The organism is Clostridium sp. Marseille-Q7071 (assembly GCF_965112025.1).
This window is the reverse complement of sequence record NZ_CBCOPR010000001.1, coordinates 4,510,440-4,523,433: the sequence shown is the minus strand read 5'-3', so window position 1 is coordinate 4,523,433 and position 12,994 is coordinate 4,510,440. Positions and strand designations below refer to the sequence as shown.

Sequence of the window (12,994 nt, the reverse complement as noted above, 5' to 3'; positions counted from 1 at the left end):
TAATACGGTATTGAAATATAATTATATTAAATATAATATAATTATGTAGGACTAGCTATGGTAAAACGGAGGGGGGGGAAGTGCATGAAGTTACAAAGTATAAATGTTTTTAATTATAAGGAATTTTCTAGCCCTTATAAAAAATCAGCAAAAGAAAAATTTATATCTAAAGATAGTGAAAAGCTTAGAAGTGATATAAAAAAGAATTTAAATTCAAATACATCAGATAATGAAGAAGAAGTTATAAGTTCTAAAATAATTACTACTGCAGATGGAATGAAAGCATTATTATTATTAAAAGATTTAAAAGTCATTTCAACATTGAAACTTGGTAAAACTACAAATGCCTTTAAGCAAATAGAAGAAAGTGAGATTAGTGACTTAAATAGCATAATATTAGAGTATAATGAATAGTTAGTTTTATATTTATAATAAATAATTTTTTAAATACCGTATTATTCAGACGTGAATTTTACGGTATTTTTACATCATAATTCAAATATTTTATGATGTTATATTAACTTCAATAAGTGATTTTTATAACATAATATTATTTTCTGTAGGGATGAATAGTGTTCGCCTGAAAATTTAAATTGAATCATATTATTTGATATTGGATATACGGTTAGTATTTCCAAACATTAACTTGGCATCAATATTTAAAAATATATTGTTATAACAAATTACATTCATATAGTCATAATGTTATAATCTATATAGATTAGATATGTGAATAAAAACTGGTGAACAATGTTCACCCCTACGATATCATTAATTTATATAATGGATTAATGTATTTTCATTGTATGCCAAGGCAAAAGAGATCTTTTAGTAAAAGTTTTTGACGAGAAGCATTTTTTCAAGATAAACCTATTATTCATATAATTTCTATTGAAAGGAAGTAAAGAAAGTCATGAGTATCATCAATCCACAAATTCCAGCAGATCCGATAAAGGTAGACGATTTTTCATCATATGCACAGCGATATTTATATGAGGAAATACCAATCATTCAGATAAAGAGCTATGAAGAACATATTGAACATTTTGATTTTTCCAAAAGCGAAATCAATAAAAGTATTTTCGAAAACTGTACCTTCCTTGATTGCAGTTTTGAAGGGGCAAGCTTTGTTGACGTCGTATTCAAAAGCTGTAACTTATCAAACAGCAATTTTACAGACGCATATTTCGAAAGGTGTCAATTTGTTGCCTGTAAATGTGTAGGAGTAAATATGAGCGACACTATTTTCAAGCACACATCTATGCAAGGATCAAATTTTCAGTATTCCTATTTCGATAAAACTAAAATGACAGACATTGCTTTTGAGGATACGGATGTCACCGAGGTATCTATAACTGAAGCTAAATTGAAAAGGTTCGAAGCAAAAAATTCGCGCTTTATTAAAAACAACTTCTTCAAGACAATGTTGGCAGGTATTGATTTTACAAAAAATGAGCTTATTGCTCCAACGGTATCTGCGCCACCAAGTGAACTCAAAGGAGCTAAAATCAGCATGGTTCAGGCGTCTGATTTAATTAGTCTTTGGGGAATCATTGTTGAGTAGTAATGAGATATAATTTTTATTGTGAAACTATACAGGATATGAGAAAGCCCTTTAATCCATCTAATTGAATGTGCTAAATATGTAGAAGCAGGGTAGATTCGCCTTCATTGGCTCAGCTATTCTGCTTTTCCTTTCACCGTCTTTATGTGAGTATATGTCATATAATTTTGATCACTTAATTTGGCGATACTAGATATGAGAAGAAAAATCAGCCAATGATGTTCGTTCCTGCAATATTTTAAATGATAAAACATATAAAGTTTTATATAATGGCAGAAATTAATTAAAGAATATTATATTGTACACAAAAATAATATAATAATATACCAAATATATTACAATATTACTGAAACTTAAATTTGTTGATAAGAATAAACAAATTTAATGTTTCTATATGAGGGGGAAATATGGTAAATACAGAATTAACAGTAAAACAAAAGAAAGCGGATATGGATCTATATATAATTGTTATTGTAACAGCTATAGTTCTAGGAAGTTTTATGATATTTGGAAATCAAATTATGAACTTTGTAGAAAATAAAAGTATCAATATTATATTACGTACAATGGTTATAGCTCTCATTCAATTTGGCATTGCAGGTCTTGGGATAACAATAGTTTCTATTTTGAGAAAGGAAAGTTTTTTAAGATATGGGCTGAAGAGAAAAGGGGCATTAAAGTCAATCGTTCTTTCTACAGTTGTGTTCATACCGAATATTATATTTGGATTTGTAACAGGGCAAGCAACTAGGTATTTACCATTTCAAAGTGTGGGTATGACAGAAGAGGTATTAGCAAGCTCATTTCCTGCAAATATAATTGGTATGGTATTAATTTCAATTGCTTGGGGATTTTTTGAAGGATTTAATTATGTAGTAATCAATGAAAAGATTAATATTAGGTATCCAAGTGAAAAAAAGTGGCTGAATTGGGGTGCAATTATTTGTGCTATAATGTGCCTTTTAATTCATGGAATCATAGGAGTTACAGCAGAGAATATAATTGAAGGAATTACAGTGTTTATTATTATATATGGTATGCTTATGATAAAGGAACTTACCGATAACGCATGGGGTTGTGTGTTTATTTTTATATTCTTATGGAATGCATTTTGATATACAAGATTATATTGCAATGTTATGTTAGTAGGCTTTTATATTATTAAACATCATGATTATTAAAAGAATAATTTCTTAAAATACCGTATTATTCAAAAATGAATTTTACGGTATTTTTTACGTCTTGCTTTGATTATAAGACGTACTAAGTATTAAAATTTGTTCTTTGAAAATTGAATAATGCGGTATTTACAAAATATGTTACAATTGATTCGTGATAGTAAAATTATGTGAACTAGTTGTTTATTAAATTAGCCGATAAATAGGAATTTGATGGTGAGATTATTTATTAGAGTGTGTTAAAATGAAGGGAAAAACAGAGTATATGAGTTTTATGTGATGCAGGTATAAGAACGGACAGGGATTAGATAAGTTATACCCATTCTAATATCCTGACCGTTCAGATAGATTAAATGCTTGTTTTAAATTATATGTGTGAAAGTAAAAACATTTTATAGTATTTAAACTTAAAAGCCTAGAGATTCGCCAACTAGGATAACTTTTATTCTTCCTTCTGTTTTGCACATTCTAGTTTCAATAACGTAAGAACAAATACAATCCTTTGATTTACAATTTCCACAAGAACCATCGATAACACAAGGTGTCTTTGTAGTAGAATTTAAAAATGAATCTGAAGAACAGCGTAAAGCATTAATTGGAGCTACATATGTTCTAGCCCTATCTATAGCATTTTCAATGTTCTTACAAACCTTATTCATACCAATAACAGCTATAACACTTTTAGGACCAAAAGTAATTGCTGCTACTCGATTGCCTACACTATCTACATTAACCAATATACCATCTTCACTTATTGCATTGAAGCTTGTCAAATAGGTATCACATAGCAATGATTTACGCATCAATTCATATCTTTCATCTATTGTTTGAGCTTTATCACGATCAATTATAGTAAAATTACCTTGATATATTTGGTCAATAAGTCCAATTTCTTTAAGTGTAACAGATCCACCCCATGACACCGATGAGTGTTCTGGGATAAGTGATAGTGCTTTTTTAGTTGCATCTGTAGCATTATCACAGTAATAAGCTTCAAAATTTCTACTTTGAAGATTTTTAATTATTTTTGTTGCCAAAAGTTGATATCTTGCTTTTATCGAATTGTCTTTTTTTTGCATTTTTATTCCTCCATTATGACTTGTTATATAAAATAATTAAAGTTATTGTATGTTTATTATAAGTATATTACAATAAACATAAAAAATATGTTGCATATGCAACGAGGTGTTTGTTATGAAAGAATTAAATTTATTAGCTCAATCTAGCCTGTTTTCAGGCATTGAACCAACTGATATTTCCCAAATGCTTATGTGTCTATCAGCGACGCGCAAAGAATATGATAAAGATGAAATGGTTGTTTGTGAAGGGGATCAAGTCAATGAAATTGGTATTATACTTCAAGGTATTGCTCAAAGCACTAAATTAAGTGTTAAAGGTAAACAAATTATTGTATCTCTTCATTACCCAGGTGGATATACTGCTGTTTTAACAGCAGCCAGCCGTACACGTAAATGTCCTATGTCGGTACAGGCTTTAGAACCTCTTAGCGTTCTTTTTATTCCTATAAAAAATGTGTTAGCAAATTGTTCAAAGTTGTGTATGGCGCATGAACAATTACTTGGTAATCTTTTTGATAGTATTGCAGAGAGAGCATTAGAGTTACATGATCGAAATGATTGTTTGATTATGCCAACTATTCGTGATAAGGTTCTAACTTATTTAACTAGACTCAGCCGTGAATCTGAAACACAAGTTGTATCAATTCCTTTTAATAGGGAAGCAATGGCGGAATATTTAAATGTAGATCGTAGTGCCCTATCTAGGGAACTTGCATGGATGAAAAGAGATGGTTTAATCGATTTTTATAAGAATGAATTCAAGTTACTAAATAATAAATATGACTAAACTCATTTAAATATTTCTAGATATTAGATTATAAAACTGAATTATTTAATCTACAAACATTAAGTTGATAAATTCCAATTTAGGAATAGATTTAATATAAGTTGTAACAAATAAAAATAAATAAATTTCTATAATACCGTATTATTCAATATGAATATGCGATATTTTTTATGTCGTATTTCAGATATTTTACGATGTTATATTAACTTCAATAAGTATTTTATAGAATATAATATTATTTTGTAGGGGGAACAGTGTTCTCCAGAAAGTTCAAATTTGTTTCTGACATTATATATTGAATAGTCGGCTGATATTCCAATATATAATGTTGTAAAACATTATGTTAGCAGTAAAATTGATAAATATATTATTATTTCAAATCATATTTACATAATCTTCGCTTTAAAATGCAGTGATACTAGAAACCTATGAATGAAAACTGGCGAGCAATGTTTACCCCTACAATATTTTGAGTGATAAAACAGAGGAAGTCTTATATAATGATCAAAATTAATACAGTAATACACCGAATATGTTACAATATTACTAATATTTAGATAATTTTGCATATTTAGGAGGAAATAAATGAATTCTGAGCTGAGTTTATATCAGGTTAAATTGAAGGAAGAAGTTGAGTTTTTTTGGGAAAAAAGAGATCAATATATGAAGGAAGATATAATTCCAAATTGCACATTAGGAAATCCACTGGATGAAGAGGTCAAAAAATGGTTTTTCTCGAGAGAATACAAAGATCATATAATGAATCTTTTTAATAGAAATCAAGATCAATTGAATATCTTACTTTTTAGAAAAAATAATGAATATGTTGGATTTTGCGTTTATGTAACTTATATTTCTGAGGACGGAAAGTGCTTCATAGTTGATTACTGTATAGATTTCAATTATAGAAATCAAGGGCTTGGTAAGCAGTTTTTTTATCTTTTAAAAGATGAGGTCATTGCAGAGGGAGCTAAATATTTCGCACTTAATTTATCCAACGAGAATAACCGAAGATTTTGGAAATCTTTAGGGTTTGAAAAAGCATATACTGATGAATATGGAGAAGATGTGTATCTTAACAGAATAAATATGGACTTTATGGAAAATTAAATAATCATTCAGAAACTCAATAGGCTTAAAATTCTTATTAGATGAAATTGACTATTGAGATAAAGCTGACTAATTTATTAGTTAACAATATAATAGGAGAAAAAATGGTGTTATGATACTAAATGAAGTTTTAGAAAATATACAACTATTACAATGTGAATTACAAAGAATAAGTTCATTAATAAAGAATGAAATTGCTAGTGTAATTGTTGATGGAAGTGTTGTAAAAGGCGACTTTATTGAAGATTCCAGTGATATTGATTAGGCATCTTCAAGAAAATAACTAGTCAGTATGCTTGCCTATTTTTCATCCTACTTCCTCGATAGAACTTCATGATAGCCCAACTATCATGAAAACCTATCTCCTTGTATGATATAAAATATACTTCGCATCTTTAACTTGTTATTTTCTTTCAGATGCCATCGTTATTACAACCACTCATAAAAATATAGACTTACAAGTTAAAAAGTATGTAGAAGAAGTGATAAAAAATATTCAAAGTAAATTGCCTAAAAGAGAATATCCAAGAAAACCACTAGTTTATGATATTCAATGGCAAGATATTAATACTGTAAAAGAATGTGGGCAAAGAGAATTAAATGAATGGAGTGTAAGCAATATTCCAAAAGGATATCTAAAGTTGTGGTTATATGCTTTTGATAGCATTAAGCATCATGTTGTAATATATGGGGAAGATATAACACAATTCTATACTAAAATTGAACCTCAATACTTTGTTCCTATTCGCATGGAAAGAATACAAAAATCTATTATGGATTTAGGAGACAGAATTTCTGATTATGATATGAAAAATGCTACTATAACTCAAATAAAAAATGCTTGGGAAGCAATTAGATGTATATGTATTAGTAAAGGATTGTTAAGCATAAAGAAGAGTGATATTTTTCTGTTTTGCAAGACACTCTTTTCAGATAGGTCAGAGTTAGAAGTGATTGAAGACTTATACAATTTTTATTTAAATAAAGAAAATATAAAACTTTTAGAAGGGAATTTTAGAAAGAAATTATGTGATTTTTCTCTTAACATTATTCGAAGATATTATTTAGAAGTCCAGTAATTGTATTAATTAGTTAAGTTAAAATAGCAAGCTTTTATGAACCAAAATAAAAAGGAGATTACAATGAATAATGATTATATATTAAGATTAGTAGAAGACCTTGGAAAATTTGCTGCAAAGGTACTTTTAGACAAAGAGCAAGAAGAATATGAAAATATTAATTTAGATTCATTATCTTCAGAAGAAATACTTCAGATTTTATTAAAAAAGCTTGTTCTTGAAGGTAAATATAATGAAGCAGAAAATATACTATTTGAAGAATTGAATAAAAATCCTTCAAATGATTTAGTTAATGTAGGAAAAGATTTTTATAATATTTTACTTTCAAAAAGTGATGAAGAACTTATTAAAGGAGATTTCTCAAGAGGAGAAGTGCTTCAAGGATTAAATGATATGGAAAAATTTATTGAAAATTGATATTAAAATCAATTCTCAAATAGATAGCAATTATTAAGATATCGTATTGTTCAGCAATGAATTTTACGGTATTTTTATTTTATAATTTAAAGATTCTATATTAAATTTAGTAAGCATTTTATAAAAAATAAATATATTTTGTGTAGGGGCGAACAGTGTTCACTTAAGAATTAAGCTCTTTTAAAACTAAATAATACAATATTAGAAGATAAAAATTGTTCCTAAGGAATATGAGGAAATAATACAATAAAGTGTAAAATATGTTATAATTTTTATATAAATTATAACATAATTGTATTATGCTGACAAACAATTTGATTATTAAGGGGATGAGTAAATTGAAAAGTCATATTGTACAAGGGCTTCCAACTTTAGAAGAAGCAAAGTTATTATTGGAAGAGGCCGAAAAGATAAATTCAGGACTATGGATCGGACATTGTAAATATGTTGCAGAAAGTGCAAAATTGATAGCAACTAATTGTAAGGATTTAAACCCTGATGTGGCATATATCTTAGGGCTTCTTCATGATATTGGTAAAACAACGCCAAGTGGAAAAACTACTATAGGTCATATTATGGAGGGATATAATTATTCTATGGAAAGAGGATATAATCTTTTAGCTAAAATTTGTGTGACACACTCTTGTCCAAGTAAAAATATTTCAGATATTTTTGAAGTTAAAGAAAGTTACACAGATGATGGATATAATTTTGTTGAAAATTTCTTAAATACAGTTGAATATGATGATTATGATAAACTAATACAATTATGTGACGCATTAGGATTACATAATGGTTTTACACTTATAGAAAAAAGGCTTGTAGATGTTGCATTACGACATGGGATAAGTGAACATATAGTTCCAAAATGGAAGGCTTTCATGGAGCTGAAAAATTATTTTGATGAAAAAATAGGGAAATCTATATATAACGTATTACCAGGAGTTATAGAGAATACTTTTGAATTATAAAGTCAATTTTGCTACCAATAAGATAATAATTTAATTTGAAATATTCTTATAAAGCGTAGCACATTATATAATTAAATAATTTATTTATTTTAAGGCAGCAAAAAGAATATGATACTTATGAGGATTTGTAAATATTGTTTATTAGAGAGGGAAGAATGAATATTTATTTTTTGAGACATGGTCAGACAAACATAAATAGAGATGGAAGATATCAATCTACTGCAGATAAGGATTTAAATGACTTTGGAAGAAGACAAGCCGAATTGCTTGGAAAAAGATTAAAGAATTATAGTATAGATATTATGTATTCAAGTGATTTAAAAAGAGTAATGGAAACATCTGAAATTATAAACAAGTATATTTGTAAAGATATTATTATTAAAGAAGAACTTAGAGAGATAAATATGGGCCAATGGGACACACTTGCCATTGAAGAACGATATATAAACAATGAGCATTATGCAAAACAATGGCATAAGCATTTAGAAGATTTACCTTATCCCGATGGGGAGTGTGGTGGGGATGTATGTAAAAGGACACTGAAAGTTATAGATGAAATAATAGAAAAAAGCTATAAAGATATAGCAATAGTCACTTCCGGGGGAACTATTGCTATACTTTTAAGTTACTTTTTAGGGCTAGAACAATATAAAAGATTTAATATGAATATTGATAATTGTAGTATAAGCATTGTAAAATACGATGTTAAAAATAATAAGGGCATTGTGAAATGCATTAATGACACTGGGCATTTATATGATTTAATTTAACCATATTATTCACAATGCTAACATAAAAGACTAATGGGTTATATAATGACGTAATTTGATTATTAGACGATAGAGCTACTTAAATAAGAGGTGCAAATAATGTTTTTTTGAAAATTGAATAATACGGTATTTACAAAATATACCATAACAAATTTATAATAGTTTCAAATTATGAACTAATTTTGGTTAGAATAGAATAATTTGTTTTTTGTGGGGAGGAAAGCACTATGATTGAATCAAAGGCCTGGGATTGGAGTAAAAATACAAGTGACTATTGGTTAGTCCCAACGATTGAGTCATGTTATTTGGCTGAATCATGGAAATCAAAGGGATATGACAAATTTCTTGATTTAGGTTGCGGATTAGGAAGACATTCCATCTATTTTGGAAAGAAAGGTTTTGACGTTCACTCTGCAGATTTATCTAAAGACGGAATTAATCATTTGAAAAAGTGGGCGGAGGAAGAAGAACTGGAAATTAACACAGGGTTATGTGATATGCTTAATTTACCATTTGCTGATGATACATTTGATTGCATAATGGCATACAATGTAATTTATCATACCGACACTGAAGGGTTTGTAAAGTCACTTGAAGAAATTACGAGAGTGTTGAAAAGTGGGGGAGAATTATTTGTTACGTTAAATTCAAAAAATACATTGTCATATCAGAATGCTGACCAGAATAAACGTATTGATAATAATACTATATTAAGAAGTGAACATGATACTGAACAAGACGTTCCTCATTTTTATGTGGATATAGAAGATATAAAGAAATACTTTAAGGACTATAACTTCGTTAAAATCCCTATTGAGGAAATTGAATATTATAACATTGAGAATACTGAATATTTTTCGAGGCATTTTAAATTAATTGTAAGCAAAAAATAGGTATGGTTAAGGGGTGTTAAGTGAAATTTGGCACTCAATATTCTTAAATGATGAAACCGATATACAATTAAATAATTTATTCATAATGCCGTATTATTCAAAAAGAATAAGCGGTATTTTTATTTCGCAATTTGATTATTATGCGAATCATAACTATTGAAATTGAGAGTAGGAACAATGTTCTTTGAGAGTTGAATAATGCGGTGTGAAAAAGTAGAATTACTTCACATTTATTTGGAAAGGTAATTATCTTTACTAATAAAAATTATGATATAATTACCTTTAGTAAAATCAAAATAGTAATTTAAATAAAATATATCCAAGAGGTAATGATTACCAAACTATATATTTTGAACAAAATTATGTAAGCAGTAGTAGAAAAAACACTTAGTAAAGAAGTTGTTCAAGTAAGTGAAGATAAGAATGTGGCAGAAAAGAGAGGTACTAACAATGAATACACCATCATCAATAACAGAATTTGTAGGAACAGCAATTGGAGATACCGTTGGCTTAGTCATAGCTAATGTTGATTGTTTTCTTCATGAAAAAATGGGATTAGATAAAAAATATCGGTCTATAGGAATAATTAGTGCAAGAACAGGTGCAGGGCCACATATTATGGCAGCAGATGAGGCTGTAAAAGCTACTAATACAGAAGTAGTAAAGATTGAAATGCCAAGAGATACAAAGGGTGGAGCAGGACATGGTTGCTTAATCATTCTGGCAGCAGAAGACGTAACAGATGTAAGAAGAGCAGTAGAAGTTGTTCTTAAAGAATTAGATAGAACTTTTGGAGATGTTTATGTATGTGATTCAGGACACTTGGAGCTTTCATATACTGCAAGAGCAAGCTTGGCGTCAGAAAAAGCATTTGGTGCTCCAATTGGAAAAGCTTTTGGGATAATTGCTGGTGCTCCAGCTGGTATCGGTTTAGTAATGGCAGATACAGCAATGAAAACTGCAAATATTGAGATGGTAACATATGCAAGTCCAGATGCAGGAACAGCACACACAAACGAAGTAATTATAACAGTTACTGGAGATTCAGATGCTGTTAGAGAATCAGTAATAGCTGCAAGAGAAATTGGTTTATCTTTATTAAAAGCAATGGGGCAAGAAGCTCAATCTGCTACTAAACCATATATTTAGCAGATGATTTATTAATCTGTTTTTTCTTATTAAATGATCTAACTATAAAAAACGAATAATTTACTTGAGCACCGTATTATTCAGAAATGGATTCTACGGTGCTTTTACGTCGTGAAACAAATATATTATAACGTAAATATGATATTTAAAATATAAATAATGTTCTTTGAAAATTTAATAGTACGGTGTTAGGAAGTGGAAGTAATTTGTATTTATTCCCAAGCAAACCATGCATTAGTGTATAAATATGATATAATTACTATTAGCTAATTAACAATAGTAGTATATTATGTAACAAAGATTATTTATATTTTGTTAGGAGGTTATGGATAATGGTATTAATTATTGAATGCATTATTCTATGTGGACTATTTACTTTAATGGTGCTTCCACCATTATATAAAAATCCATTAAATTGCATAATGTCATATCCTACAGCGATTAGAGAAAGGGTAGAAAGTTTGCCCCAATATCAGTCATCAATTAAAAAATACGAAACTAAACATATTACGATTAAACTATTGTTTACATTATTATGTATTATTCTTATGACAGTAATCGCATGGGCTTCTGGTTCAAGAACATTTATAGAAGCTTTTATGCATATATTTATATTATTTTTTGCAGTTAATCTTTATGATTTATTTATATTAGACATATGGCTATTTTGTCATAACAAACGAGTAATTATCCCGGGGACTGAGGACATGGTAAAAGAGTATAAAAATCCCGTTCATCATATTAAAGGTGCCATTATCGGTACATTAATTGGATTAATTGTAGCCACTGCATCAAGTGGAATAATTGCATTATTTAATTTTTTTGTTTATAAATAAAATGAGCATAATCTTTAGCCGATTTCCTCTCAATATTCTTATTTAACGTTATAACTGAAAAAACGAATAATTTACTAAAACACCGTATTAGTTAGAAGTGAATTGTACGTGTTTTTACGTGGTAATACAAATATTTTATAATTTTATATTAACTTTAATAAATACTTTATAGAGCATAATATTATTTTAATGCCAAGGTTGATAAATATATTATTATGACAAGTTACATCCATATAAATATGTTTTACAATCCAATGACATTAGCTGGGTAAATGTAAACTAGTGAATAGTGTTCGCTCTTACGATATGATAAACAATGAAATATATGAAAAAATGTGGTATAAAACAAATTGTTTTTCGAGTTTGGAAGGAGCATATCATAACCATATTATCCATAAAGCTAACGTAATATCATCTATTAGAGGCTAATGAGTTATATAGCGACACAATTTGATTAAAAGGCGACGTAACTATTTAAATTGAAAATACGAACAATGTTCTTTGAAAACTGAATAATACAGTGTTAGGAAATAAAATCGCTTTGCATTTATTGTAAAAATAACCATACGTAATTATATAAATATAATATAATTACTATTAGCTAAATTACAATGGTAAGATGTTGTGATATATTAATTATATATAAAAAATCCAATAAATCGGAAACTGTGGGGTGGGAAAAATGGATAAATTTCAAAGAGGTATTGTTGTAATTATTTTTGCTTCATTGGCAATATATATAGTTCTTTCAATAGTGAATGTTGAAAAATCCTCTAAGTGGATAAAGTGGTATTGGCAAATGGATGTGGAGGAACAGAGAAAATATGATCCTCGAATCGCCATATGCCGTTTGAAAAAAGTACTTGTTATAATGTTAGCGGTGGGTATATCTGGATTTTTGTTGTCTTGGTTTATTAAACCTGTAATTTCAATTATAACGTTGGGAGTGATTATGGTTATACTTGTTTTTTCTATTGGTTATATTGGACCAAGGAATTGCTTACTGGTAGAAAAAAAGTGAGATTATAATCGCAAAATTTCAATTTGTAGAGCTGAATAAAAATACAGTTTTTAGCTTTAGTTAAGGTACATATTTCTTATTTAATGACTAAAATTTAAAATCGAATATTTTATATAAATACCATATTATTTAGAAATGGA

15 protein-coding genes are annotated in these 12,994 nt (G+C 28.4%); 14 read left to right on the top strand and 1 reads right to left on the bottom strand.

The window, feature by feature from the left end; all coding sequences use genetic code 11:
• Nucleotides 1-84: 84 nt before the first annotated feature.
• From ACWPW7_RS21475 to ACWPW7_RS21465, 3 genes are all read left to right on the top strand, one after another.
• On the top strand, nucleotides 85-414 hold the full coding sequence (locus ACWPW7_RS21475; protein WP_454055217.1) for a hypothetical protein: 330 nt from the start codon (nucleotides 85-87) through the stop codon (nucleotides 412-414).
• 499 nt (nucleotides 415-913) lie between these two features.
• The gene (locus ACWPW7_RS21470; protein ID WP_454055216.1) at nucleotides 914-1,564 is read left to right on the top strand and encodes a pentapeptide repeat-containing protein; all 651 of its coding nucleotides are present in this window, start codon (nucleotides 914-916) and stop codon (nucleotides 1,562-1,564) included.
• Between the two features lie 407 nt (nucleotides 1,565-1,971).
• A complete protein-coding gene (locus ACWPW7_RS21465; protein WP_454055215.1) occupies nucleotides 1,972-2,679 on the top strand; it encodes a hypothetical protein in 708 nt (235 codons plus the stop codon).
• A 470-nt stretch (nucleotides 2,680-3,149) separates the two neighbouring features.
• On the opposite strand, the gene ACWPW7_RS21460 is transcribed toward ACWPW7_RS21465, so the two are convergent.
• Nucleotides 3,150-3,821: a lactate utilization protein gene (locus tag ACWPW7_RS21460; protein ID WP_039633245.1), complete on the bottom strand. Its 672-nt coding sequence runs from the start codon at nucleotides 3,819-3,821 to the stop codon at nucleotides 3,150-3,152.
• Between the two features lie 115 nt (nucleotides 3,822-3,936).
• Here ACWPW7_RS21460 and ACWPW7_RS21455 point away from each other — a divergent pair, with 115 nt between their 5' ends.
• The 11 genes from ACWPW7_RS21455 to ACWPW7_RS21405 all read left to right on the top strand — a co-directional run bounded on the left by ACWPW7_RS21455 (nucleotide 3,937) and on the right by ACWPW7_RS21405 (nucleotide 12,854).
• Nucleotides 3,937-4,608: a Crp/Fnr family transcriptional regulator gene (locus tag ACWPW7_RS21455; protein ID WP_454055214.1), complete on the top strand. Its 672-nt coding sequence runs from the start codon at nucleotides 3,937-3,939 to the stop codon at nucleotides 4,606-4,608.
• Nucleotides 4,609-5,193: 585 nt separating this feature from the next.
• On the top strand, nucleotides 5,194-5,718 hold the full coding sequence (locus ACWPW7_RS21450; protein ID WP_454055213.1) for a GNAT family N-acetyltransferase: 525 nt from the start codon (nucleotides 5,194-5,196) through the stop codon (nucleotides 5,716-5,718).
• 112 nt (nucleotides 5,719-5,830) lie between these two features.
• Complete coding sequence (locus ACWPW7_RS21445) at nucleotides 5,831-5,983, top strand: hypothetical protein (RefSeq protein ID WP_454055212.1); 153 nt, start codon at nucleotides 5,831-5,833, stop codon at nucleotides 5,981-5,983.
• 217 nt (nucleotides 5,984-6,200) lie between these two features.
• Nucleotides 6,201-6,797: a hypothetical protein gene (locus tag ACWPW7_RS21440; RefSeq protein ID WP_454055211.1), complete on the top strand. Its 597-nt coding sequence runs from the start codon at nucleotides 6,201-6,203 to the stop codon at nucleotides 6,795-6,797.
• A 63-nt stretch (nucleotides 6,798-6,860) separates the two neighbouring features.
• Nucleotides 6,861-7,214: a DUF6483 family protein gene (locus tag ACWPW7_RS21435; RefSeq protein WP_454055210.1), complete on the top strand. Its 354-nt coding sequence runs from the start codon at nucleotides 6,861-6,863 to the stop codon at nucleotides 7,212-7,214.
• A gap of 338 nt (nucleotides 7,215-7,552) precedes the next feature.
• Nucleotides 7,553-8,185, top strand: a complete 633-nt coding sequence (locus ACWPW7_RS21430; protein WP_454055209.1) for an HD domain-containing protein — start codon at nucleotides 7,553-7,555, stop codon at nucleotides 8,183-8,185.
• A gap of 155 nt (nucleotides 8,186-8,340) precedes the next feature.
• The gene (locus ACWPW7_RS21425) at nucleotides 8,341-8,955 is read left to right on the top strand and encodes a histidine phosphatase family protein (RefSeq protein WP_454055208.1); all 615 of its coding nucleotides are present in this window, start codon (nucleotides 8,341-8,343) and stop codon (nucleotides 8,953-8,955) included.
• Nucleotides 8,956-9,182: 227 nt separating this feature from the next.
• Entirely contained in the window at nucleotides 9,183-9,848 is a 666-nt protein-coding gene (locus tag ACWPW7_RS21420; RefSeq protein ID WP_454055207.1) for a class I SAM-dependent methyltransferase, read from the top strand.
• A gap of 450 nt (nucleotides 9,849-10,298) precedes the next feature.
• Nucleotides 10,299-10,997 (top strand): propanediol utilization microcompartment protein PduB, encoded by a 699-nt coding sequence (pduB, locus tag ACWPW7_RS21415; protein WP_454055206.1) that lies wholly within the window; start codon nucleotides 10,299-10,301, stop codon nucleotides 10,995-10,997.
• Nucleotides 10,998-11,329: 332 nt separating this feature from the next.
• The gene (locus tag ACWPW7_RS21410) at nucleotides 11,330-11,833 is read left to right on the top strand and encodes a hypothetical protein (protein ID WP_454055205.1); all 504 of its coding nucleotides are present in this window, start codon (nucleotides 11,330-11,332) and stop codon (nucleotides 11,831-11,833) included.
• Nucleotides 11,834-12,515: 682 nt separating this feature from the next.
• Nucleotides 12,516-12,854 carry a hypothetical protein gene (locus ACWPW7_RS21405; RefSeq protein ID WP_454055204.1) on the top strand — a complete coding sequence of 113 codons (339 nt, stop codon included), beginning with the start codon at nucleotides 12,516-12,518 and terminating at the stop codon, nucleotides 12,852-12,854.
• Nucleotides 12,855-12,994: the final 140 nt, after the last annotated feature.

Coding starts and splice junctions, on each gene's coding strand:
- ACWPW7_RS21475 (WP_454055217.1), top strand. CDS start 85: ATGAAGTTACAAAGTATAAATGTTTTTAATTATAAGGAATTTTCTAGC.
- ACWPW7_RS21470 (WP_454055216.1), top strand. CDS start 914: ATGAGTATCATCAATCCACAAATTCCAGCAGATCCGATAAAGGTAGAC.
- ACWPW7_RS21465 (WP_454055215.1), top strand. CDS start 1,972: ATGGTAAATACAGAATTAACAGTAAAACAAAAGAAAGCGGATATGGAT.
- ACWPW7_RS21460 (WP_039633245.1), bottom strand. CDS start 3,821: ATGCAAAAAAAAGACAATTCGATAAAAGCAAGATATCAACTTTTGGCA.
- ACWPW7_RS21455 (WP_454055214.1), top strand. CDS start 3,937: ATGAAAGAATTAAATTTATTAGCTCAATCTAGCCTGTTTTCAGGCATT.
- ACWPW7_RS21450 (WP_454055213.1), top strand. CDS start 5,194: ATGAATTCTGAGCTGAGTTTATATCAGGTTAAATTGAAGGAAGAAGTT.
- ACWPW7_RS21445 (WP_454055212.1), top strand. CDS start 5,831: ATGATACTAAATGAAGTTTTAGAAAATATACAACTATTACAATGTGAA.
- ACWPW7_RS21435 (WP_454055210.1), top strand. CDS start 6,861: ATGAATAATGATTATATATTAAGATTAGTAGAAGACCTTGGAAAATTT.
- ACWPW7_RS21425 (WP_454055208.1), top strand. CDS start 8,341: ATGAATATTTATTTTTTGAGACATGGTCAGACAAACATAAATAGAGAT.
- ACWPW7_RS21420 (WP_454055207.1), top strand. CDS start 9,183: ATGATTGAATCAAAGGCCTGGGATTGGAGTAAAAATACAAGTGACTAT.
- pduB (WP_454055206.1), top strand. CDS start 10,299: ATGAATACACCATCATCAATAACAGAATTTGTAGGAACAGCAATTGGA.
- ACWPW7_RS21410 (WP_454055205.1), top strand. CDS start 11,330: ATGGTATTAATTATTGAATGCATTATTCTATGTGGACTATTTACTTTA.
- ACWPW7_RS21405 (WP_454055204.1), top strand. CDS start 12,516: ATGGATAAATTTCAAAGAGGTATTGTTGTAATTATTTTTGCTTCATTG.